General features: G+C 39.3%; 26 protein-coding genes and 2 pseudogenes. 7 read left to right on the top strand and 21 right to left on the bottom strand.

What is annotated here, in order from left to right; translation table 11 throughout:
* Positions 1 to 390 (bottom strand): site-specific integrase (locus tag CDZ78_RS08185; RefSeq protein ID WP_174664568.1); only part of this gene is annotated, 390 nt, incomplete at its 3' end.
* Between the two features lie 107 nt (positions 391 to 497).
* A pseudogene (wecC, locus tag CDZ78_RS08180) lies at positions 498 to 1,395 on the bottom strand (UDP-N-acetyl-D-mannosamine dehydrogenase); the annotation flags it as partial.
* A gap of 441 nt (positions 1,396 to 1,836) precedes the next feature.
* Between wecC and hspQ the strand changes: the two are divergent.
* Positions 1,837 to 2,148, top strand: a complete 312-nt coding sequence (gene hspQ, locus CDZ78_RS08175) for a heat shock protein HspQ (RefSeq protein ID WP_087869566.1) — start codon at positions 1,837 to 1,839, stop codon at positions 2,146 to 2,148.
* A gap of 421 nt (positions 2,149 to 2,569) precedes the next feature.
* Here the strand turns inward: hspQ and CDZ78_RS08170 are convergent, their stop codons facing one another.
* From CDZ78_RS08170 to CDZ78_RS08155, 4 genes and pseudogenes are all read right to left on the bottom strand, one after another.
* On the bottom strand, positions 2,570 to 2,950 hold the full coding sequence (locus tag CDZ78_RS08170; RefSeq protein WP_087869564.1) for a hypothetical protein: 381 nt from the start codon (positions 2,948 to 2,950) through the stop codon (positions 2,570 to 2,572).
* Between the two features lie 226 nt (positions 2,951 to 3,176).
* Positions 3,177 to 4,009: pseudogene (locus tag CDZ78_RS24275) on the bottom strand (quinoprotein dehydrogenase-associated SoxYZ-like carrier).
* A gap of 20 nt (positions 4,010 to 4,029) precedes the next feature.
* Positions 4,030 to 4,653: a response regulator transcription factor gene (locus CDZ78_RS08160; RefSeq protein WP_087869563.1), complete on the bottom strand. Its 624-nt coding sequence runs from the start codon at positions 4,651 to 4,653 to the stop codon at positions 4,030 to 4,032.
* Positions 4,653 to 5,960, bottom strand: coding sequence for a histidine kinase (locus CDZ78_RS08155; protein ID WP_087869562.1), 1,308 nt, complete (start codon positions 5,958 to 5,960; stop codon positions 4,653 to 4,655). The genes CDZ78_RS08160 and CDZ78_RS08155 overlap by 1 nt, the downstream gene beginning before the upstream one ends.
* Before the next feature lie 514 nt (positions 5,961 to 6,474).
* On the opposite strand from CDZ78_RS08155, the gene CDZ78_RS21825 reads away from it, so the two are divergent.
* Complete coding sequence (locus tag CDZ78_RS21825) at positions 6,475 to 6,648, top strand: hypothetical protein (protein WP_167374220.1); 174 nt, start codon at positions 6,475 to 6,477, stop codon at positions 6,646 to 6,648.
* A gap of 176 nt (positions 6,649 to 6,824) precedes the next feature.
* Here CDZ78_RS21825 and CDZ78_RS23005 read toward each other — a convergent pair whose 3' ends face one another.
* The 3 genes from CDZ78_RS23005 to CDZ78_RS08145 all read right to left on the bottom strand — a co-directional run bounded on the left by CDZ78_RS23005 (position 6,825) and on the right by CDZ78_RS08145 (position 8,298).
* A complete protein-coding gene (locus tag CDZ78_RS23005; RefSeq protein ID WP_230990807.1) occupies positions 6,825 to 6,962 on the bottom strand; it encodes a hypothetical protein in 138 nt (45 codons plus the stop codon).
* A gap of 9 nt (positions 6,963 to 6,971) precedes the next feature.
* Positions 6,972 to 7,685, bottom strand: coding sequence for a quinoprotein relay system zinc metallohydrolase 2 (locus CDZ78_RS08150; protein WP_244559195.1), 714 nt, complete (start codon positions 7,683 to 7,685; stop codon positions 6,972 to 6,974).
* A 256-nt stretch (positions 7,686 to 7,941) separates the two neighbouring features.
* Positions 7,942 to 8,298 (bottom strand): MBL fold metallo-hydrolase, encoded by a 357-nt coding sequence (locus tag CDZ78_RS08145; protein ID WP_087869560.1) that lies wholly within the window; start codon positions 8,296 to 8,298, stop codon positions 7,942 to 7,944.
* 328 nt (positions 8,299 to 8,626) lie between these two features.
* Here CDZ78_RS08145 and CDZ78_RS08140 point away from each other — a divergent pair, with 328 nt between their 5' ends.
* Entirely contained in the window at positions 8,627 to 9,115 is a 489-nt protein-coding gene (locus tag CDZ78_RS08140) for an REP-associated tyrosine transposase (RefSeq protein WP_147884081.1), read from the top strand.
* A 100-nt stretch (positions 9,116 to 9,215) separates the two neighbouring features.
* On the opposite strand, the gene CDZ78_RS08135 is transcribed toward CDZ78_RS08140, so the two are convergent.
* From CDZ78_RS08135 to CDZ78_RS21135, 6 genes are all read right to left on the bottom strand, one after another.
* Positions 9,216 to 10,049: a rhodanese-like domain-containing protein gene (locus CDZ78_RS08135; RefSeq protein WP_167374219.1), complete on the bottom strand. Its 834-nt coding sequence runs from the start codon at positions 10,047 to 10,049 to the stop codon at positions 9,216 to 9,218.
* Positions 10,050 to 10,137: 88 nt separating this feature from the next.
* Positions 10,138 to 11,076 carry an ISAzo13 family transposase gene (locus CDZ78_RS08130; protein WP_230990509.1) on the bottom strand — a complete coding sequence of 313 codons (939 nt, stop codon included), beginning with the start codon at positions 11,074 to 11,076 and terminating at the stop codon, positions 10,138 to 10,140.
* Positions 11,073 to 11,345, bottom strand: a complete 273-nt coding sequence (locus CDZ78_RS23000; RefSeq protein ID WP_087868120.1) for a hypothetical protein — start codon at positions 11,343 to 11,345, stop codon at positions 11,073 to 11,075. The genes CDZ78_RS08130 and CDZ78_RS23000 overlap by 4 nt, the downstream gene beginning before the upstream one ends.
* A 33-nt stretch (positions 11,346 to 11,378) precedes the next feature.
* Positions 11,379 to 12,215, bottom strand: a complete 837-nt coding sequence (locus CDZ78_RS08125; protein WP_087869558.1) for an NAD(P)/FAD-dependent oxidoreductase — start codon at positions 12,213 to 12,215, stop codon at positions 11,379 to 11,381.
* A 295-nt stretch (positions 12,216 to 12,510) separates the two neighbouring features.
* Positions 12,511 to 12,708 carry a hypothetical protein gene (locus CDZ78_RS21140; RefSeq protein WP_140413937.1) on the bottom strand — a complete coding sequence of 66 codons (198 nt, stop codon included), beginning with the start codon at positions 12,706 to 12,708 and terminating at the stop codon, positions 12,511 to 12,513.
* A gap of 53 nt (positions 12,709 to 12,761) precedes the next feature.
* The gene (locus tag CDZ78_RS21135) at positions 12,762 to 12,947 is read right to left on the bottom strand and encodes a hypothetical protein (protein ID WP_140413936.1); all 186 of its coding nucleotides are present in this window, start codon (positions 12,945 to 12,947) and stop codon (positions 12,762 to 12,764) included.
* Between the two features lie 268 nt (positions 12,948 to 13,215).
* Between CDZ78_RS21135 and CDZ78_RS08120 the strand changes: the two genes are divergently transcribed.
* From CDZ78_RS08120 to CDZ78_RS21130, 3 genes are all read left to right on the top strand, one after another.
* The gene (locus CDZ78_RS08120; protein ID WP_087869557.1) at positions 13,216 to 13,896 is read left to right on the top strand and encodes a sulfite exporter TauE/SafE family protein; all 681 of its coding nucleotides are present in this window, start codon (positions 13,216 to 13,218) and stop codon (positions 13,894 to 13,896) included.
* Complete coding sequence (locus tag CDZ78_RS08115) at positions 13,893 to 14,852, top strand: sigma-54 interaction domain-containing protein (protein WP_087869556.1); 960 nt, start codon at positions 13,893 to 13,895, stop codon at positions 14,850 to 14,852. Before CDZ78_RS08120 ends, CDZ78_RS08115 begins: the two co-directional genes overlap by 4 nt.
* A 531-nt stretch (positions 14,853 to 15,383) precedes the next feature.
* Positions 15,384 to 15,596 carry a hypothetical protein gene (locus tag CDZ78_RS21130; protein WP_140413935.1) on the top strand — a complete coding sequence of 71 codons (213 nt, stop codon included), beginning with the start codon at positions 15,384 to 15,386 and terminating at the stop codon, positions 15,594 to 15,596.
* Here CDZ78_RS21130 and CDZ78_RS08110 read toward each other — a convergent pair.
* The 4 genes from CDZ78_RS08110 to CDZ78_RS08090 form a co-directional block, all read right to left on the bottom strand.
* Entirely contained in the window at positions 15,577 to 15,780 is a 204-nt protein-coding gene (locus CDZ78_RS08110; RefSeq protein WP_087869555.1) for a GDCCVxC domain-containing (seleno)protein, read from the bottom strand. The genes CDZ78_RS21130 and CDZ78_RS08110 overlap by 20 nt on opposite strands.
* Before the next feature lie 53 nt (positions 15,781 to 15,833).
* Complete coding sequence (locus CDZ78_RS08105; RefSeq protein WP_167374218.1) at positions 15,834 to 16,277, bottom strand: putative iron-sulfur cluster-binding metallochaperone; 444 nt, start codon at positions 16,275 to 16,277, stop codon at positions 15,834 to 15,836.
* Between the two features lie 15 nt (positions 16,278 to 16,292).
* Complete coding sequence (locus tag CDZ78_RS24270; RefSeq protein WP_338070403.1) at positions 16,293 to 16,988, bottom strand: mercuric transporter MerT family protein; 696 nt, start codon at positions 16,986 to 16,988, stop codon at positions 16,293 to 16,295.
* Positions 16,989 to 17,066: 78 nt separating this feature from the next.
* Positions 17,067 to 17,477, bottom strand: a complete 411-nt coding sequence (locus CDZ78_RS08090) for a MerR family transcriptional regulator (RefSeq protein WP_087869553.1) — start codon at positions 17,475 to 17,477, stop codon at positions 17,067 to 17,069.
* 213 nt (positions 17,478 to 17,690) lie between these two features.
* Between CDZ78_RS08090 and CDZ78_RS08085 the strand changes: the two genes are divergently transcribed.
* On the top strand, positions 17,691 to 18,077 hold the full coding sequence (locus CDZ78_RS08085) for an ISAzo13-like element transposase-related protein (RefSeq protein WP_087871279.1): 387 nt from the start codon (positions 17,691 to 17,693) through the stop codon (positions 18,075 to 18,077).
* On the opposite strand, the gene CDZ78_RS08080 is transcribed toward CDZ78_RS08085, so the two are convergent.
* Positions 18,068 to 18,523, bottom strand: a complete 456-nt coding sequence (locus CDZ78_RS08080) for a hypothetical protein (protein WP_140413933.1) — start codon at positions 18,521 to 18,523, stop codon at positions 18,068 to 18,070. The genes CDZ78_RS08085 and CDZ78_RS08080 overlap by 10 nt on opposite strands.
* Before the next feature lie 154 nt (positions 18,524 to 18,677).
* The gene (locus CDZ78_RS08075) at positions 18,678 to 20,822 is read right to left on the bottom strand and encodes an AMP-binding protein (RefSeq protein ID WP_087869550.1); all 2,145 of its coding nucleotides are present in this window, start codon (positions 20,820 to 20,822) and stop codon (positions 18,678 to 18,680) included.
* Positions 20,823 to 20,881 lie beyond the last annotated feature (59 nt).

Genomic DNA, 20,881 nt, shown 5'->3' with positions numbered 1-20,881 from the left:
GTAGAATACCCGGTAACTCAGTACGCGTGTCGACATAAACAACTGCGGTGCTTCCGCCACCGTCACAATATCGGGAATACGCGTACAGCGAGGTGGTTTAACCATCGGCACATCAACCCATGATTTATGGAGTACATGCGTATAGAAAAACTTTAGCCCATAGAGATCTAATTTCACCGCACTCCAGGAAAGACGGTTTAAAAGATCATAAAAATAATCCACCAGTTGCTCTTGCGATAAGTTATCCAGATGTCCCTGAAAATGCTCGCCGATACGACGAATAGCACGCGAATAGGCATCAATGGTTTTGGGTTGCAGGCCTTGAAGCTTTAAATGCTTACAGTGCTGGGTATAATAATGGTTGAATTGAAGCTCTATCGATGGTGTCATAACAGGGTAACCTCATTTTTGCTAGTTAAATGAGCTTACAAATTAACCTGTTATGCATATAACAGGCAATGAGGTTACACTATAAATTTAGGGGTGAAGCTGTTTTTCTCCGCGATAGCGGCTTCGTCCAACAAGGCTATTTTAGGGTGTTTAAACTCTTCAGCAACGTGTCGAACCTTATTGAGTACAAATTCAGGCTTTGCATCATTCACTTCTCTAGCCGCTCGTATCAGTCTTGCCTCATCAGGTGCAGAATCAACTATAAACCAGGGGGCAACTGCAATACAGTGCCCCCCCGACTCCCGGACCAGGTTTTAAAATATTAACTCTGGGGTGACGGTTAGCTAATTTGATTAATTCCCAGACATTGATATTGAGTTTATCGCAAATAATAGACAATTCATTGGCAAAAGCTATATTGACATCTCTAAAAGAATTTTCAGTTAATTTAGCCATTTCTGCAGTGCGTGCATCAATAATAATACATTCTGCTTTAACAAATAACTGGTATAACAATTTTGCCTGCTCCGCACAATAAGGAGTTAAGCCCCCAATTACCCGGTCATTTGATACCAGCTCTTGAATCACATAGCCTGGTAATACACGTTCTGGACAATGTGCAATTTGAATATCAGCCTGCTCACCAGATTGGTGAGGAAAGCTTAAATCAGGTCTTATTTCACTTACCCATTGAGAAATTTTTTCTGTTGTACCAACTGGGGAAGTCGACTCCAGAATCAGTAAATTACCTTTTACAAGTACTGGAGCAATTTTTTTAACTGCGGCTTCTATATAAGAAACATCAGGTTTAAAGCCATCAGTAAAAGGTGTGGGCACAGCAATCATAAACACATCAGCCGCTTCCGGCTCTAGGGTTGCTCTTAATTTTCCCGTCGTAACAGCACTTTGCACCAGCATATCCAGGTCTGGCTCAACGATATGAATCTTACCTTGATTTATAGTTTCTACAGCATGTTGAGAGACATCGACGCCTACTACATCTACAATGGCATTCGCTTAAATAACAAAGTAACTAAAGATTTATTCCGCGCTCAAATTACTGTAATCCAAAAGGTTTATGAAATTACAAATAAGCTAAATCATGGGTTACTTCTGTCGAACCCTCTGGAAACATAGGAAGTTGTCGCTGAGCCATTAGTTTTTTCCGGCAAGTGTAGTCTCGGTTAGTCTACGAATAATGTAAAAAGGGTATCATTACAAAATCAGAGGGATATGAAAAGAGTTACTTGAATTTCATGGGCAAAAAGTTTGTTATTCGTTGATTTTAATGTAATTTAATACTTAACTGGGGGGATTTATGTAAAGGTAGAGGTCTGGTGCTCTGAAGTTAGAATCAATAATTACCTGGATAAAATCAAAATATAATTCTTGCCAATATTTATATGCTTATAATCATTAGCAGTAATCAACGCTGGAGCGTGAATAATGAATGAAGCCAAGTTTTCCATTGGGAAAATAATACAGCACCAGTTATTCAACTATCGTGGTGTAGTTATTGATGTCGATTACAAATTTCTGGGAAGTGAACAATGGTACGATCAAGTAGCCCGAAGTCACCCTCCAAAAGATCAGCCCTGGTACCATGTGTTAGTTGATAACTCAAATCATCAGACCTATGTTGCCGAACGTAACCTTGAAATAAGTGATGATATTTCAGTGCTTAATCATCCGTTACTGGATCACTATTTTACAGGTATCAATAAAGGGAATTATCAACTCAGAACTAAAAAGAATTAACTAGAGTAACGGTAGCGAACGTTATTTAAGGCTATGTACTCATTAAGTGTTGGCGACCACCTAAGTCATTGTTTTTACGTGAGTCATAGTAATAGTTAAATGCCAGTAATCATTGGCCTTTAAGTCTTACCAACAGCTAATGCAGACATAGCCTTATTTAATGTAGCCTGTATGGATTGCGTAATACAGGAAAAGTAGCGTACTCACTTTCCCGTATTACGCAATCTTCATACGGGCTACACAAAGTTTTGGGCTTTTCAATCCTTCTATTTAAACTGACATTGAAGCAAAAGCAGAGAAGTAAATTAATGCCAAACCGCGCAAAAATACTCAGCTAACTATAGAATATAGTTAAAACCGAAAACCGCCCAGAACGCTTTTGAAAGTCGCTTCATAGAAGAATCGAGAAAGAACAAATAAATTAACCTTCAATATTCAAAAGCCAACCATCACTCCCCTTACAATTATTTGTACCATTCGCATCAATTTTAATTCTGGCATAAGTACCCGTTAGAGATTCCGGGAGTTTTCCTGAAACTGAATAGGCATTGTTTTCTTTATTGATGGTGACTTCAACTGGGATTTTTTTTACACTGACTTTGATAGTATCAGGATTAGTCAGCATTGAAGCCTGGAATGAAAACTCCGATTGAACTGCGACAACGGCTAAATGAGGGGGTGTGAATTGTGTGAATTTAGGTTTTGTACAAGCCTTTTTACTACTGCTGCTACTTCCGTATGCTAATAAATTACTACTAAATACAGTAAGGATAAAAACCATTATCAATTTATTAATGTTCATAGCTTAGCTCCAATATATATATACTTCGTACAACCACCTTTTCGATATTTTACAGCCTAAATTTACTAAGCGTTGTTGCGGTAACTTTATTTAATAAAAAACGAAACATGGCCGAGCGGAGAATAAAGTTTAAATTACGCTTTTCACTATACTCCAATTTTCACGGAGGTTGAGGAAAGTTTTTTTATAAAGCGGACTAAAGTCCGCTCTACATTAACTTAGACTTTTAAGGAGTGACTGTATAGGATTTAGTGTACGTTTTACCGGGCTGACAAACACTTCGGCTAACCGGACTTTCACAGGAAGTATCAGTAAATTCAGCTTTTAACTCCCCTTTTGCAGTGGGAACAAAATAAAACCGGAAATTTGGATCAGTACTAATAGCAATATCTGTTTTAGCTGTCAAAATAGGCTTGCCATTAAAGGAGACTTTTATTTGCTTGATAAAGTGTGCCCTTCTTTTAAAACGGGTCACCTGATCCATTTGCATACCAGTTATGTTGGGATGACTAATTAATAACTGCGCCATCGTTGGCTTGCCATCTTGTATTTTATTATCCAGTCTAAATTTCATTTTTCCCAGGCGTTGCATTGCCGCATCATAATCGGCACCAATTGGTGCTGAGCAGCCACCACTAGCTTTGACACACTTTTTAACCATAAACAAATCACCATTGTTCATTTCAGCAATTGCTCGAATATAACTATAGGTATTTACTCGAACACGCATAGCAATATCGGCCTTACCACTCCTGGAGTAAATTCAAATTCACCAATTAAAGGCACTGGGGTTTTATCGATCAACAATACAATCCGCTTAATATAAGTATCTTTCGTCTGGATTAAGTTAGCCGTTACTTTGATTGGCACCAGAGCTGGGTCTTCAGCCCGTACAGGGGTTGTTAGCTGAATAATATTATCACCTTGCTGAACCGTCTTCCCGGCAAAGTATTCTGGCTTTAATACCTGTTTCCAGATAGTTTCATCTTTTGCAGCATACGATAAACTGGGTAATGCAAAAAGTATCAGCAAAAGTAAATAGTTCTTTTGTCCTGTCATAAAAACGCCTATATAAGCATTTAGTGATTTACTACGCCGTACAATAGCGCAATATGAGCTAGCTCTGCAACTGTTGTGACATTTAATTTTTTCTTTATCTGGGTACTGTAATTAGCCACAGTCTTATAGCCCAGACACAACTCCTCAGAAATTTTATGTGCTGTACGGCCTTTGGCTAGCAATAAAAAAATATCAAATTCCCTAGGTGAAAGTGTATCAATCGTCTGTTGATAATCAGATGGCATTGCGGGCATCAAGCCCTCTTCTATATAACGCCCATCTTTGACAATATGCTGTATAGCATCAATTAAAATATCGGCAGCACTATTTTTACTAATAAAACCTTTAGCACCGGCTTTAATCGCTTGATTGATATATACCTGTTCATTATGCACACTGAATACCAGGATTTTAGCCTGATTATCACGAGCACATATACGACGTATTGCCTCAAGACCACCAATGCCTGGCATAGAAATATCCATTACCATGATATCGGGCTGCTGATCTTGGTAGAGTTTAATTGCTTGCTCGCCACGCTCTGCTTCAGCAATTACTTCTATTTGAGCATCAGTAGCTAGCAACATTTTAAACCCAGCGCGTACTACTGCATGGTCATCTACCAGAATCACTCTTATTTTCATTATTGTGGAATAATCGCTGTTATGGTCATACCCTGCTGCAGGCTTGAACTAACTATCAGTTCACCTTCCAGGGTTTTAATTCTCTCCTGCATACCACGCAAACCAAATCCCGATTTGATTTTATCCATATCACAACCCTTACCATCATCTTTTACAGATAAATAAACTTTGTTTTGTTTAATATATAGATTTATTTCAACATGTTGTGCATCAGCGTGACGTACAATATTAGTCAAACATTCCTGAATTACTCTGAATAAATGAATCGAGACTGGCTGTTGCAGAGTGTCCACCTCATCTGTACATTTAGCTGATAAACTTAGTCCCGGGTTTCTGTCTTTCCAGTGCTTCAGCATATCATCTATTGCCGCTTGTAAACCCAGCTCAGTTAATATCAATGGGTGCAATTGATACATCATGCTACGCACAACCTCTATTAAATGATCACAAATTTCACCTATGGATTGAGTAATTTGCTGGACATCTGATGTTGGGTGTCGCGCTGCTACTGCCATAACCTTAATCGCTGTCAGAGATTGTCCTAATTCATCATGCAGTTCCTGCGCAAGACGTTGCCGTTCCTGTTCCTGAATAGCCAGAGAATTTTTAGTTAAAGCACTGTTTTCCTGTTGAATGTCGCTTAATTTATGGGTCATATGATTAATCGCTTTGGCAATACTGTCATACTCGTGGACCTTGAATATAGGTAATTTTTGCTGATAATTTCCCTTTTCTATTGCTCTTAGCCCGGCAACAATTTGTTCGATTGATTTAAACGACTGATTAAATGCCAGATTAACGGCAATAAATGCCAGCAAGGTCAGTAAGACAAGAGAGATAAAAAATACTATTGACTCTTGCCAGACTTCAATTATTTCATCTAAAGGGTTAGCCTGAATAGTTAATATTAACTGAGTACTATCCGCGCTAACAAAAGGATATTCAGTTTGCGGATAGGAACTACCCACCAGGTTGATAAACCAGCGGGGAGGCAATTCCTGTTGTCCTTCCTGATAGTTATGCTTTACCAGACTAACAACCTGCCCTGAAGGTTTTTTTAATTGGATATTTAAGTGCCGAATGGCATTTAGTGAATTAAGCTGTGTAAGCCACACTCCACCATTTAAGTTTAAGGAGCTATTGTTTTTATAACTAAATTCAATCAGCTGTACGGCTAATTTAATCGAAGAAGCGACTTCATCATTAACGGCATTTCGGGCCTGCCAGATAGTTATTGACCCACCGAGTAACAAAATCCCAATGGCAGAAAAAAAGATTCTCAGATTTATTTGATAGCGTAAACTCATATGATAAAAGTTAGTCTTCCCACTCTATTTCAGCATAAGCGCTGCTAATATTTTTCTTATGAAAATCATTAAATAATTGCCTCGGGGAGTCCCTACTTTTGCGAAAGCTCATTTTGGGCGTCCAAGCCCAAGTTCGCGGCAAAAGCTTAACGGGACTGATTAAAATCTGCGATGCCCTGATTCGCCCTGCGTCCACTTATAAAAACCCTAGAGGGGTTTTTATTTAGTTACCTCAAATGGCTTGACGCGATGTCGGAATGCCTTGTATTTTCTCTACGCAAAAAGACGCTTCGAGAAAACACCCGGCCCTATCGCTATCACGGACTAAAAATCTTCACTTCGCTTAAGCTCCGTTTCCAGGATTTTCAGCGACCGCTGCCAGCCATGGAGAGCGAACGCGAGGGCTGGTAGTCCCCAGAAGGCGTAGGGCCGTTGTTTTGTCGGAATCGTAGCGCTAGCGTAGGTGGAGACAAAATAAAAGGCATTCCGAAACGCCGTCCAGTCATTTGAGGGAGTGTTACGAAGCCAGCACCGAGTTTACGATGGTAGTGGCGAAGTGGCACGTACGCAGGACGTCTGGGGCGCCGAAGGCATTAGCGGTCGCGTTAAGTTTTTGCCGCTTGCTTGGGCTGGGATGCCCAAAACAAGCTTTCGCAAAAATAGCGACTCCCCGCTGGTCTTTAGCTGAACTGAAGTTTCCCAATAATTATTTATGGTAAAATTGAAACTATGCTACAACTATATGAAAAAAATAGTCTTTTCATTCGTTTCAAATGCTATTGCCTAAGGGGAATTAAGTAGGGGTTTGCTATAAACATGGCAAAACCACCTAAAATAAACCTCGATACACCAGCATTGTGTATTTCAGCTACTCAATAATTGGGAAACTTCAGTAGCTGAAAAACCAACATTTTTAATAGCATCTTCCATATAGACTCCTTGTTTAACCTGAGCTCGAATAGCCGTCTGCAGTTCCTGTAGGTATTGTTTTTGTGGCTGCATGCTTTCAGGTCAGTCTCTGACTATTGGGCCATGTCCTGGAATCACAACATCAAACTGGCGTTTTTCTAACTTCCTAATTTCCTGTAACCAGCCTTGCAAGCTACCATCTAAAACAGGTAGATGCCCGATAAATAACAGATCTGATAACCACATAGTATTGGTTTTTTTATCAAATACTGATAAATCATTATCGGTATGTGCGGTTGGGTGGGCCTTTAAAATTAACACTCGCCCTCCTAAATCTAATTTATAGTTATTTTTAACCGCAATAGTCGGAGGAATAATATCCTTTTCTGTTAATTTAACAGCTACCTGTTCTTCAGAGCATGCAATATAAAAGGGCCCTCTTGCCGACATAGCCCTGCTTAATTTTTCATGGCCAATATATTTAATATTGTTGATGTTATTAAATGCCCTATTGCCAAAAATATGGTCAGAATGAACATGAGTATTAATCACATAGCAAATAGGAACCGAGGTGATTTTTTCAACTGTTTTCTTTAATAAACGCCCTTGTTCTGGAGAGCCACCACTATCAATCACAGCAACACAGCTCTTACCAACAATAAAGCCAATATTGGCTATGGCATCGTGATTATGTACATCAGGTAATTCTATAAGCCCTTGATGAACATAAATTCCCTGAGCAACTTGTTTGATATTAAAAACTGCCTGGGCTGGGCTAAAGCAAAAAGACAAAATTATGAGTAATGCAATGCGCATACTGGCTCCAAAAATTTATACATAAAGGGATATGTTTCGGTGATTGAAATAATACAGGATATTTACAAACTGAAGTTTCCCAATTATTGAGTAGCTGAAATACACAATGCTGGTGTATCGAGGTTTATTTTAGGTGGTTTTGCCATGTTTATAGCAAACCCCTACTTAATTCCCCTTAGGCAATAGCATTTGAAACGAATGAAAAGACTATTTTTTTCATATAGTTGTAGCATAGTTTCAATTTTACCATAAATAATTATTGGGAAACTTCAGTATATTTAATATTGTTGATGTTATTAAATGCCCTATTGCCAAAAATATGGTCAGAATGAACATGAGTATTAATCACATAGCAAATAGGAACCGAGGTGATTTTTTCAACTGTTTTCTTTAATAAACGCCCTTGTTCTGGAGAGCCACCACTATCAATCACAGCAACACAGCTCTTACCAACAATAAAGCCAATATTGGCTATGGCATCGTGATTATGTACATCAGGTAATTCTATAAGCCCTTGATGAACATAAATTCCCTGAGCAACTTGTTTGATATTAAAAACTGCCTGGGCTGGGCTAAAGCAAAAAGACAAAATTATGAGTAATGCAATGCGCATACTGGCTCCAAAAATTTATACATAAAGGGATATGTTTCGGTGATTGAAATAATACAGGATATTTACAAAATACCTGAGCATTAACGGAGTTTTTTTGTCTATTGAATTGAGGATGGTAATATCATTTTATCTAAACAAAAAATGTAGGAAGAACTTTAGCGGAAATAGGTCGGGATTAGTATTAAAGTTTGTACATTTTCGGTCGCGGCTAAAGCCCCTCCTACCATTTCACTATGACAATCAAAAAAACTAAACCACATGCTGAAGATCTTCGCAAAGGTCGTTCGCTTAAAATCAGGGAAACGGAGCCTAAGCGGAGTGATGATTTTTGACAATCAAAAAAACTAAACCACATGCTGAAGATCTTCGCAAAGGTCGTTATTCTGAAAATAACAGGATTTATTTAGTCACCACAGTCACTCGGCAAAGACAAAAAGTATTTAGCAATTTCTCCCAGGCAAGGCGTTTAGTCTTAGTAATGCGTCAGCAACATCAACAAGGAAAAGTCGACAGTCTGGCATTTGTTATTATGCCAGATCATCTACATTGGCTATTTGCCTTACAGAATAATTATAGTTTAGCTGCAGTAATGCGTAGTGTAAAAGGAGCTAGCGCCTTTCAAATTCAGAAGATTCGTCGTGATCAGGGCGTAATATCAACCAACCAAGGATTATGGCAAGATGGTTATCATGATCACGCTGTACGCAAAGAAGAAGATTTACTACAAATCGCGCGTTATATTATTGCTAATCCATTAAGGGCCGGTCTAGTGAAAAAAGTAGCTGATTATCCGCTATGGGATGCCATATGGCTGTAGGAGGGGCTTTAGCCGCGACCGAGTTGGGTAAGTCTGTACATTTTCAGTCGCGGCTAAAGCCCCTCCTACGGTAATCAAATAGATCTCTGCTTACTAAACTTCACTTATTGCCGAGTAGGTTTTCATGCCACCTGATAATATTAGCTTTATACCCTGATTGTGATAATAACCTAAGAGCATAATAAGCTCGCTGCCCTACCCCACAAATCAGACACACCTGTTTAGCAGAATCTATTTCTTTGATACGTTTACGCATTTCTTCAATTGGAATATTAATGGCACCGTCTATATGTCCTGCATTAAATTCCGCCGGACTTCTAACGTCAATTAATTGATGCTGATTGGCATTTAAATCATCCCAATCAGCTAAAGGTAAATCACCTCGCAAATTATTTCCTGCAATCATTCCGGCCATATTAATGGGATCTTTTGCAGCACCAAACTGAGGTGCGTAGCATAATTCACTCTCTTCCAGATCATAGACTGTACCGTGTAGTTGCATAGCCATAGCAATCACATCAACACGTCTGGCTACCCCTTCCTGCCCAAAAGCCTGCACTCCCAGAATCTTGCCATCAGCCTTGGCATAAATTAATTTTATATGAATGGGGTGAGCCCCCGGGAAGTAACCGACATGATGCCCCGGATGTAAATAAATAGCCTGGTATTCTTTGATGCCGGCTCTTTGCAATGCTTTTTCACTTGCCCCGGTCATGGCAATGGTATAGCCAAATACTTGACATACTGCAGTACCTAAAACACCTTTAAAGCTGAGCTTTCGATCTAGTTCTGGGTTGAACGACTGTAAAATAGCACTGGCTGAAATTCGTCCTTGCCTATTTGCAGGTCCTGCTAACGGTAATGAAAAACGTTGTTGAGTAATAATATCCTGAACCTCTACCACATCACCTACGGCCTCAGATTGAGGTATCACTGGTCTGCATATGTTCATTAACCTGTATCGCTCCACGCTCGCTTAATTGTAACTTAGGAATAAGCACGAAACAACTTCCCGATATTAATTATTCTTGAGGAATTGCACGGTAATTCCATTTTGGTAAATGTGTATCAAATACAATCGGCATTATTTCTTTGAAGTCAGCGGCATATTTTCGTCCTGTCTCGTATATTTTGTCGAGTATGTGAACAATTGTTGTTAGTCCTTTTGACGTTGATGTTCTAGAAATCAATGTTTTAACTGTTTCAACCGAGTCAAATACAACACCTTCACAAGCACGAGTCACATGAGGAAAAAAACGATGTTCAATGGGGTTATACTTGGAGGTATAAGGAGGATAGTGGGCAATCCTAATTTCCAATCCAAGTGCATTCGCAGTCTTTTGTAAATCTTCTTTAAAAATGTAGTGCCGTGAGCTGTTACTCCCTCCACCATCGCAAAGGATCAACAATGATTTTGCTTTAGGATAATGAATAATACCCTCGTTTACCCACCATTGAAATAAGCTATCACAGGCAAATTCACTGGTATCATGACTCGTTCCAAGCGTGATATATCCTGTGTTTCGTTTGAGGTCATAAAACCCATGAGGAATAACACTGCCTGTTGCAGAGCTAGGGAAATCATGATCATTCGTTTGAATGGCTGCTTGTGTATAGAGCGATCCATTACGATAAAAAGTACCCAATAACTCTTTCTTTTTGGTATCCATACTAATAACAGGGTTTCCCGCATCCAGGTAGTCCTGCTTCAATTGGGTAATATTTTCAAATTGAGCATTGCGGTCAGGATGACCACCCATCGTAATGTTTTTCTGGGCTTTGCGCTTAACATATTCATGTTTTTTTAATAAATATCGAACGATATTACGACTGACAGAATAACCCTTTTTTAATAATTCACTGACGATTTCACGCGGCTTTAGATAAGTCCACCTAATAGATGAATTCATTGGATTGCCTGCTGTATGCTGTTGAAGAATATCTAAAAAGTCTTGATCTATTCCACTGTATTCAGGGGTAGAGGTCTTTTTTTTCGACCGCCTCCAGGTTGTCTGATTCCTGTTATATCCAGTTCTAATTCGGTGAGTTCTTTTTTTCCTTGGCGGATAGTTTTTGGGTCACACTCTAATAAAGCTGAAATATAGTTAACGCCACCATGAGATAATTTTTCACTTTCAATGGCGGCATACCGTCGCTTATTTTTTTCACAAAGTGAGTCATAAAATTTCTTCATCGACTTTTCGATATTTTTTTTATAAGGAAATGACATAAGACAACCACTGAGTAATAAATTAAGATAACCTTAATTTAGGGGAGATATTTCATTATTCAAGCTTGGCTGCTTCAGGAAGTTATTTCGTGCACATTCCTTAGCCTGTTTTGCCAGGGATGACTCAGGAAGTACACCTATGGCTAATAAAACCAAATCTGTTTCAATATAGCCGTTTGAATAATAAACTTCTAATCCGCTTTCTGTTTGTTTAAAAGATTCCACTGCCTGACCTAGCAGTAAAGTAATATGGTTAGTTTCCAGGCATTTTTTAACATAACTGGCCATATCTGCATCTAGTGGTGGCATGACTTGCATGGCCATTTCTATAATCGTAACCTGCAGACCTAAGTGTGCTAGATTCTCAGCCATTTCCAGGCCTATAAAGCCTCCTCCAATAATAACAGCGCGTTTTGCCTTAGCCGCGGCAGCTTTTAATTTAAGACTATCAGGAATGGTGCGCAGACTATATATATTAGGTGAGTCGATTCCAGCTAGAGGTGGTCGTATGGCATGTGCTCCTGTTGCTAAAACCAGGGCATCATACCTTTCTAACCGCTCCTGCCCATCAATCAGATTGATAACGGTCACTGTTTTGTTGATTCTATCTATTGTCGTGACTTCATGTTGCGTATGAACTTGTATATTAAATCGGTCGTGAAATAATTTCGGTTTAGCAACTAATAATTGCTCTTCTTCCTGAATGACATTACCAATAAAATGGGGTAAGCCACAATTTGCAAAAGATACGTGTTCGCCTTTATCAAATAATACAATTTCACAATTTTCACATAAGCGCCTTAATCGCGCCGCACAAGATGCTCCCCCTGCAACACCGCCAACAATTAAAATACGTTTCTTTTTTTGCATTATCCTTAACCCCGGTGATAAAAGAGAAATGTACACTACATGATATGCCAATATAGTGAATAGAGGAGTTTTTAATGTTAAATCAATAGCATAAAAACAGGTCTATTAGTCAAGCACAAGACTGTGCCCTACTATTTACATTCTAGCAAATAAAGAACACGATCTATACACTGTTAAAGCTATATTGCAGGCAAGAAAATAGCCACTCGCTTAAAATCAGGGAAACGGAGCCTAAGCGTAGTGATGATTTTTAGTCCCTGGTAGGCGACAGGGCAATTCGCTGATCCGAAGTGCGCTAGTAGCGCGCGAGGGAGGCAAGAATTGCATTCCGAATAGCCGTCCAGCCATTTGAGGTAGTCTTAACGGAGCAGGGTTTTGTGCGTAGTTGAGACGGACGCAGGGCGACCAGGGCATCTCCCATTCGCTGCGTAGGCGAATGAATGTTGGTGACAGGAGTCCCAGAATGTTGTGAGGTAGCATGCCGCGCCTGCATATTTTACTTATGACACTCTCTTTCGGAGACTAAACAGAAAGTCGCTAATCTCCTCACGTGGATATTGAAAGGAAAATATGCGGGGAGTCGCTATTTTTGCGAAAGCTTGTTTTGGGCATCCCAGCCCAAGCAAGCGGCAAAAACTTAACGCGACCGCTAATGCCTTCGGCGCCCCAGACGTCCTGCGTACGTGCCACTTCGCCACTACCATCGTAAACTCGGTGCTGGCTTCGTAACACTCCCTCAAATGACTGGACGGCGTTTCGGAATGCCTTTTATTTTGTCTCCACCTACGCTAGCGCTACGATTCCGACAAAACAACGGCCCTACGCCTTCTGGGGACTACCAGCCCTCGCGTTCGCTCTCCATGGCTGGCAGCGTGTGAACTCTATAGCACAGAACAATAACTATGTTATTTAACCTGATTAATATGCCATTTAACACATTAAGTATAATTTTAAAATAGTGCCTATGCCTGATTAAAGACGATATGCTAATATACCAGCTATGGAAATCAATCAAATCATAAGCTCGCCTATTTTTGTTGCCTTTTTTATAGGTTTATTCAGTAGTCTACACTGTGTTTCTATGTGTGGTTCAATCATTGGCACTTTGTCTTTTAGTTTAAAACCAGAAATTCGTAATAATAAATCTAAAATGCTCACCTTTATATTTAGTTATAATTTTGGGCGTATTTTTAGCTATATGCTGGCAGGACTTATTATTGGTTTAATCGAATCAGTACTCACTTTTCCATTAGGCGAAGAGCATGGGCACCGAGCTTTAGAGATTATTTCCGCATTAATTATTACTGGGGCCGGGTTTTATATTGCAGGATGGTTTCCTAGCTTTGCCTATATAGAAAAAACGGGGTCCCACTTCTGGAAAACTATTGAACCCTATGGTAGAAAGTTAATTCCAGTAGCTAGCCTGAAACAAGCATTTCTATTTGGTATGGTCTGGGGCTGGATTCCTTGTGGTCTGGTTTATACCGCGCTTGCATTGGCAGCAACCTCTGGGGATATCACTATCAGCACGCTCACTATGCTTGCCTTTGGCTTAGGGACTTTACCTGCAGTAATGGGTACAGGCATGGTTAGTACATTTATTACCCGCCTATCCAGTTTACAAGTTACCAAACAAATTATTGGTATGTTATTAGTCTTTGTTGCGATTATTAGCGTATGAGTCATTTTAAGAAAATCATCAGTCATACCCCTGTCTATGACAATGTTCTGCGCAGCGCCCGGATGGTTGCAGCGACAGATGTTACTGTACTTATCAAGGGCGAAACTGGAACAGGCAAAGAGGTTCTGGCTAATGCCATACAAAAAGACAGTCAGCGAGCTGACAAACCTTATGTAACCCTGAATTGTGCGGCATTACCCGAGTCCCTGATTGAATCTGAATTATTTGGTCATAGAAAGGGTTCTTTTACAGGAGCTATTAGCGATAAAAAAGGAATTTTTCAAGCGGCAGATGGTGGAACTTTATTTCTTGATGAGATTAACTCTTTGCCAATTTCAATACAGGCGAAGTTATTACGTTTTTTAGAAAATGGGGAATGTTTAGCTGTTGGAGATACAGTCCCTTATAAAGTTGATGTACGTATCATCTCTGCAACAAACGCTGATTTACAAAAGGAAATTTCTGAAGGCAGGTTTAGGGAAGATTTATATTTTCGTCTTAATGTGATCCCGCTGGAAATTCCTGCATTAAAAGAAAGAATTGAAGATATTGAACATTTGATCAAACACTTCATTGATCACTTTGCAAAAGAACATTCCAGGACAGCACCGAAATTTAGCAAACAAGCCGTTAAAATCCTGCAAAATTACGACTGGCCAGGAAATGTCAGGGAATTACGTAATTTATGTGAAAGAACATCAGTTCTCTTATCTGGGCAACTGATTGAAGCTGAAAACTTTCCTCATGATTTTTTTGCGGCTAAAACAACTGGCTCAAATAATCAGGATTTTGCCTTACCTGATGTCGGTGTTAACCTCAATAAGCTGGAAGCTGACCTTATTCATCAGGCATTACTAAGAACTAATGGTAACCGGGCTAAATCTTCCCGCTTACTAGGTCTATCAAGAGACACCCTGCTGTATCGCATACAAAAGCATGGCTTAGCTAATCAGTAAAGAATTAGCACACTAACACGCCTAGAAGTCATCATCCTATAGTTTTTCTATTCATTGTAGTCCTTATGATGCTTTAGCCTTGTAAAGGGGCTTGAAGCGCAGCGGTACGAAAAGTAACGCTAGCGTTTAACTGATTTTTCTAGGTTTAAAGTAAGGGAAATGGAAAAATTAAATCATCCAAAATTAGACGACTAATTCAACGCGGAACAAGCTTTGTGTAGGGTATGCATCGCATACCTATAGGCTTTCAGGTAAATAATTTCCATACATTCTGGGCAGTCAGAAATGCTTATTGAATCTAGCTTATTTCCGTCTCCCAAAGTTGATATTTTAGGTGAAATTGCGAATTACGAACTTCTGGTTACGACCCACAAAGGTCCGTCAAACATTCGCTGCCAGCCATGGAGAGCGAACGCGAGGGCTGGTAGTCCCCAGAAGGCGTAGGGCCGTTGTTTTGTCGGAATCGTAGCGCTAGCGTAGGTGGAGACAAAATAAAAGGCATTCCGAAACGCCGTCCAGTCATTTGAGGGAGTGTTACGAAGCCAGCACCGAGTTTACGATGGTAGTGGCGAAGTGGCACGTACGCAGGACGTCTGGGGCGCCGAAGGCATTAGCGGTCGCGTTAAGTTTTTGCCGCTTGCTTGGGCTGGGATGCCCAAAACAAGCTTTCGCAAAAATAGCGACTCCCCGCGGTTAATATGGTTTTTTGTAAATCCTCTGTTTGTCATTTCCCTTTCTGCATAGACGGGCAAGGAACACTACCGTAAGAACAAAAAACACAGCAATCACCTTGTTTAGGTTTTAGCAATACACCACAACATTTGCATTCATAAAACCACTGACAAGCATCTGTAGGCATGGTTTCAATTTCTATTCTCCCGCATTCAGGGCAAGTAATGGTTGATTCTAATACAATTTCTTTTTTCATTATTTCTCACCCTTAACCATCTGAAAAGGCTAACCTATACTTTTGTTGAGCACTTATTTATCCAAATTCAAAGTTTTTTCCAACTGTTTAAAATTTGCTAAGCAGCACTGCCCTGAAGGATTTCTTATTTCACAGGCACAGTCACCTACTTTAGTTTTTTGTATAACAAAATTCTTTATTGTTTCTGCTGTTCCATCTTTGAGTGAATCTACATATTGCTCGGTATTAATATCAAAGCAATAACAAAGTTTATTGTTTTTAAGTTCGGTAAATATTTTCAATTGGTTCTTAAAAATAACTTTTTCTTCTTGAGAAAAATAGCCCACTGAACAGCTCTTATCGGCACAGTAATAATAGCTGCCAGTTTCAATATCTAAAATTTCAGGAAACCTAACTTGATGAAAAATTGTTTTCATACTTATATTTTTACAAGATATCCCGCACTGAGGGCATACTAGTGCAAACGAGGTTGAACCACCTGAAGAACAGCTAGACATAATATTACTCCATTTTTATTTTTTGGAAGATTGCACTGTTGTTGGATACCCTGCATTTTTAGTAGCTGTAGTTAAGGCACTGCTATTGGTTTTTTGAGGATTGAACGTAACGGTAGCTGTTTTATCTGCAAAATTTATGCTGACATTTTCTGTACCAGAAACGGAGGATAAAGCTTTTTTAATTGTATATTTACACATTGGACAAGTCATATTCTGTACATTAAGAACTACAGTTTGACTGCTATTTTGTACTTGACTAGAAGGTTTAGCGTAGATCGTCGGCATTAGTAATAGCCCAAGCAATACGCTTAATAATAAGGATAGCGTTTTAATAGACATAATTTTTTCTCACCCCATAAAATACGGTGCATACCAAGGAAATACCAATAAAAGCAATATGAATATGGAGATAATCCAAAATGTAAGTTTTTGTTTTTTCTGACTATCAGGTAAAGCACATATCTCATCTTCTTCACAGTTATTGGGTATCAGGTAAAGTTTACGATAACTTAACCCTATAAAAAGCAAAGTAAGAATAATAAAAATAGGTCGGACTGATTCAAAAGAAGTTAACGTACTAATCCATGCTCCACTAACACCTAGAGACAAAAGTAATAGCGGCCCAACACAACAAACCGATGCTCCTATGGCTGCTAGTACAGCACCCATGTTTGTCCAAGATTTTTTCTCATCTATAGCCATAATAATCATCCTGAAATAAAATTTTAAGAACAGTGTGATTATAAAGTCCGTTCCTTGGAACAGAGTCAAGAAAGTTTTAGGTTTTCTTTATGTTTCAATATTACTAGATGTTTTTTTTGAAAGTGTGTCGATGAAAGAGCAGTGCTCTGTGGATGGATTTTTCTCACACCCTTGAACCAAACTATCCAATACATCACGTAAGGCTGTTAAGTCTTTTATCTGGTCATCAATCTGCTGACGTTTCTTTTCTGCAATTTTTTTAACATCAGCACAGTGACCACTGTCCAGTGATAATAATTCCGAGATTTCCTTTAAGGAAAAACCACATAACTGAGCGCGTTTAATAAACTGGATTCTGAATATGGCTTCAGGTGGATACCGCCGATAACCCGTAGCAGGTTTTATTGGCTCATCCAACAGCTCCTTTCTTTGATAATAACGGATTGTTTCAATAGTTACATTAGCCTGTTTAGCTAATTGACCAATTGTAAGCTTCATACATTTCTAATTTATTAAACTGGTATTTGATGATAACAAATATCAAATCAGATTGTGCACTGGTTTCAGTGTAATTAGTGTAAAACAAGAAATATTCAATGGCTGGTATTGGCCGTAAGCGCCCAGTACAGTTTGGCATTAAACAAGTTGGTTCTGTCGCAAAAGTTTATTGTGCGCATAAAAACCTGCCATAACCGACCTAAAGCAAAATCATTGTTGATCCTTTGCGATGGTGGAGGGAGTAACAGCTCACGGCACTACATTTTTAAAGAAGATTTACAAAAGACTGCGAATGCACTTGGATTGGAAATTAGGATTGCCCACTATCCTCCTTATACCTCCAAGTATAATCCCATTGAACATCGTTTTTTTCCTCATGTGACTCGTGCTTGTGAAGGTGTTGTATTTGACTCGGTTGAAACAGTTAAAACATTGATTTCTAGAACATCAACGTCAAAAGGACTAACAACAATTGTTCACATACTCGACAAAATATACGAGACAGGACGAAAATATGCCGCTGACTTCAAAGAAATAATGCCGATTGTATTTGATACACATTTACCAAAATGGAATTACCGTGCAATTCCTCAAGAATAATTAATATCGGGAAGTTGTTTCGTGCTTATTCCTAAGTTAGTATTTTTCTGACTAAACCGAGTTTTACGAAAATAAATAAGTGCTAATACGACCAGAACAATAATAATCAAAACGATAATAAAAACCATCAGGAAAGGAAACAAGTCCTGACTTTGTTCAGATGATTGATTCTGTTTGGACGATGTTTCGGGTTGGCTTACTGGTGAGTTATTATTCGCTGCTGAAAATCTGCCTGATTCTGGAATAGGTGTGTTAATTTCAGTTTTTAAATAGTTCTGCTCCGGGACTAATGTTTGTTGCACCGTTATTAACCATTCGAGTGGGCGAAAACTCGTGTTGTGCATCAATAGCTTAGTAAGCAAGCCGGGGATAGAGCTAGTATCCGGTAAGTTTGAATGATGATAAGTAGCAGTGGGTTGGGTGTTGCAGCCAGAAAGTAGTAACAATAATACGACTATTATCAGTAGAGGTTTTTTTTCATAGAGTTACATTGTGGTGATGGCTTATTTGTTTAGTAAGTATCTGATATTCAGAAGTGCGGACTGAAGTCCGCTCTACAGTTTGATTGCTTGTTAACATATTTGTGTATGGTCATCACAACTAAGCAAAATGTGCTATAGCTTGCTCAGTTGCTTCAATATAATTAATTTTTCCAGTTGCTAAAACCGGTACGCTCTCTACTATGATGAACTTTTTCGGTAAATTAATGCTGGCAACACCTTTAGCCTGTGCCATCAGATTTTTGTTAGTTGCGTCTATCTGAGTCGTAATAAGCACTAATTGTTCGCCCTTTCGTTCATCTGGAATACAGACAATAACATGTTGAGCATCGGGCCAGATATCATTAATGAGTTGTTCGGTAGCTGTTAAAGACACCATTTCACCGGCAATTTTTGCAAAGCGTTTACTGCGCCCACGAATAGAAACGTAGTTTTCTTCATCAACATGAACTATATCACCCGTATCATACCAGCCTGGGCCATAGATTGAACTGGGTGGTACAAGTTCACCCGGCTTATCGGCTAGCAAGTAGCCTTGCATGATATTTTCTCCATAAAGATGCAGTTTACCGGCATTTTCAATGCCAGGAACGGTTTCTAGTTTGTACTGCATACCCGGCATTAAACGCCCGACCGTGCCGGCTTTATAAAACATCGGAGTATTAACCGCTGCTACCGGACTAGTTTCAGTAGCACCATAGCCTTCCATTATACGAATGCCAAATTTCTCCGACCATAATTTACGGGTATTTTCATGCAATTTTTCAGCGCCTGCAACAACATAGCGCATATTGAAAAAATCATAAGCATGTGCTTTTTTCCCGTAAGCAGCTAAAAAGGTATTGGTACCAAAAATAATGGTGGAATTTGTTTCGTAAGCCATTTCAGGAATGATGCTGTAATGCAATGGCGAAGGGTAAAAGAAGGTGGTCATGCCATTCATAATAGGTAGCATGGTACCGACGGTAAAACCAAACGAATGAAACATGGGCAGAAAATTTAGTACAGTATCCTGAGCATTAAAGCTAATACGTGCAGAAACCTGTTTATGATTTGCCAGAATATTACGATGTGATAACACTACGCCTTTAGGGGTGCCTTCAGACCCTGAAGTAAACAGTACTACGGCAGGGCTCTCTGGGGTACATTGAGTGCGCGGATACCATAAATGGGCTGTTTTAGCCTGTATTAATGCACCGAGTTTATTAAGGGTTCTAATATCTTTAGCCAAATCTTCCAGGTAAACCAGATTGATCGTTTCAGATAATATTTGCGCATCTTCAGCAAAATTTCCTAGTTCGATAAAACGATGAGATGTCAGCACGGTTTTAATTTTTGCTGTATGACAAGCTGAAATCATGCCCGCTGCACCCGTTGAATAGTTCAACATGGCAGGGACTCGCTGATGTATTTGCAGGCCTAAAACAACATTCAGTGTTTTACTGCTATTAGGGAGATAAACACCGACATTTTCTCCCTTAGCAGTTATTTTTGTTAGCGCATTTCCTATTGCTAAGGAGCGTGTAATCAGTGTGTTATAAGATATGGGGATTCTGTCTAGGTCTTCTGCAACCTTGTGCTTCCCTCCATGTACCTTTTTAGCATCCAGCATTGCGGAAAATAGTGTTTGCTTGTATTGGCTGGTAGAAAACATCATATCACTCATGATGTCGGTTAGAATCAGGCCACTGGCGTGCCGGCGAGCCTTTCCACGTAAATCGTTAGCAAATGAAATTTTCGTAGGTGGCAATATTTGCAGAGTAATTTTAGGGAAATAACGTAAGCGGACAATATTTTTCAAACGAGAAAAATGTGTATATTGAGCACCTTCAATGCGGATTGGAAGAATGGTTGCGCCGGATTTATCTACAACCATGCCGGTACCATCATAGACTTTCATTAATGAACCGGTGACTGTAATCCGACCTTCAGGGAAAATAACGGTTTTACTGGGTTTTTGTAAAAAGTGAATTAAATTTTTTAAGGAGATAGGGTGGGTCGGGTCCATTGGAAAAACATGGGATAACCCTAGAAAAGGCTTTAACCACCAAAGCTTAGCTATATTACTGTTAATAGCAAAAGTGATTTTGTCGGGTAAGAATACACCTAATAATAAGGGGTCTAAAAAAGAGCTATGATTGGCAATAATAAGTACGCGGTCACCTGCTTTTTTATAATTCTCTATACCTTTTACGTCAACTTTAAAAAGAAAAGTGAGCAGCCATTTTAAAAATATTTTTAGCATCAGAGTCTCAGTATGTAGGGTAGCTATAGCATGTCTATTATGAATATGATTTGTTTGAC

Source organism: Bathymodiolus platifrons methanotrophic gill symbiont, from assembly GCF_002189065.1.
Classification (GTDB): Bacteria; Pseudomonadota; Gammaproteobacteria; order Methylococcales; family Methylomonadaceae; genus Methyloprofundus.
This window is presented reverse-complemented; position numbering and strand designations above follow the sequence as displayed.

Excerpts from the sequence above, each read along its gene's own strand:
- hspQ (WP_087869566.1), top strand. The coding sequence starts at position 1,837 with ATGAATGAAGCCAAGTTTTCCATTGGGAAAATAATACAGCACCAGTTA.
- CDZ78_RS08170 (WP_087869564.1), bottom strand. The coding sequence starts at position 2,950 with ATGAACATTAATAAATTGATAATGGTTTTTATCCTTACTGTATTTAGT.
- CDZ78_RS08160 (WP_087869563.1), bottom strand. The coding sequence starts at position 4,653 with ATGAAAATAAGAGTGATTCTGGTAGATGACCATGCAGTAGTACGCGCT.
- CDZ78_RS08155 (WP_087869562.1), bottom strand. The coding sequence starts at position 5,960 with ATGAGTTTACGCTATCAAATAAATCTGAGAATCTTTTTTTCTGCCATT.
- CDZ78_RS23005 (WP_230990807.1), bottom strand. The coding sequence starts at position 6,962 with ATGCAGCCACAAAAACAATACCTACAGGAACTGCAGACGGCTATTCGA.
- CDZ78_RS08150 (WP_244559195.1), bottom strand. The coding sequence starts at position 7,685 with ATGCGCATTGCATTACTCATAATTTTGTCTTTTTGCTTTAGCCCAGCC.
- CDZ78_RS08145 (WP_087869560.1), bottom strand. The coding sequence starts at position 8,298 with ATGCGCATTGCATTACTCATAATTTTGTCTTTTTGCTTTAGCCCAGCC.
- CDZ78_RS23000 (WP_087868120.1), bottom strand. The coding sequence starts at position 11,345 with ATGTCATTTCCTTATAAAAAAAATATCGAAAAGTCGATGAAGAAATTT.
- CDZ78_RS08125 (WP_087869558.1), bottom strand. The coding sequence starts at position 12,215 with ATGCAAAAAAAGAAACGTATTTTAATTGTTGGCGGTGTTGCAGGGGGA.
- CDZ78_RS21140 (WP_140413937.1), bottom strand. The coding sequence starts at position 12,708 with ATGCAGGCGCGGCATGCTACCTCACAACATTCTGGGACTCCTGTCACC.
- CDZ78_RS08120 (WP_087869557.1), top strand. The coding sequence starts at position 13,216 with ATGGAAATCAATCAAATCATAAGCTCGCCTATTTTTGTTGCCTTTTTT.
- CDZ78_RS08115 (WP_087869556.1), top strand. The coding sequence starts at position 13,893 with ATGAGTCATTTTAAGAAAATCATCAGTCATACCCCTGTCTATGACAAT.
- CDZ78_RS08110 (WP_087869555.1), bottom strand. The coding sequence starts at position 15,780 with ATGAAAAAAGAAATTGTATTAGAATCAACCATTACTTGCCCTGAATGC.
- CDZ78_RS08105 (WP_167374218.1), bottom strand. The coding sequence starts at position 16,277 with ATGTCTAGCTGTTCTTCAGGTGGTTCAACCTCGTTTGCACTAGTATGC.
- CDZ78_RS08090 (WP_087869553.1), bottom strand. The coding sequence starts at position 17,477 with ATGAAGCTTACAATTGGTCAATTAGCTAAACAGGCTAATGTAACTATT.
- CDZ78_RS08075 (WP_087869550.1), bottom strand. The coding sequence starts at position 20,822 with ATGCTAAAAATATTTTTAAAATGGCTGCTCACTTTTCTTTTTAAAGTT.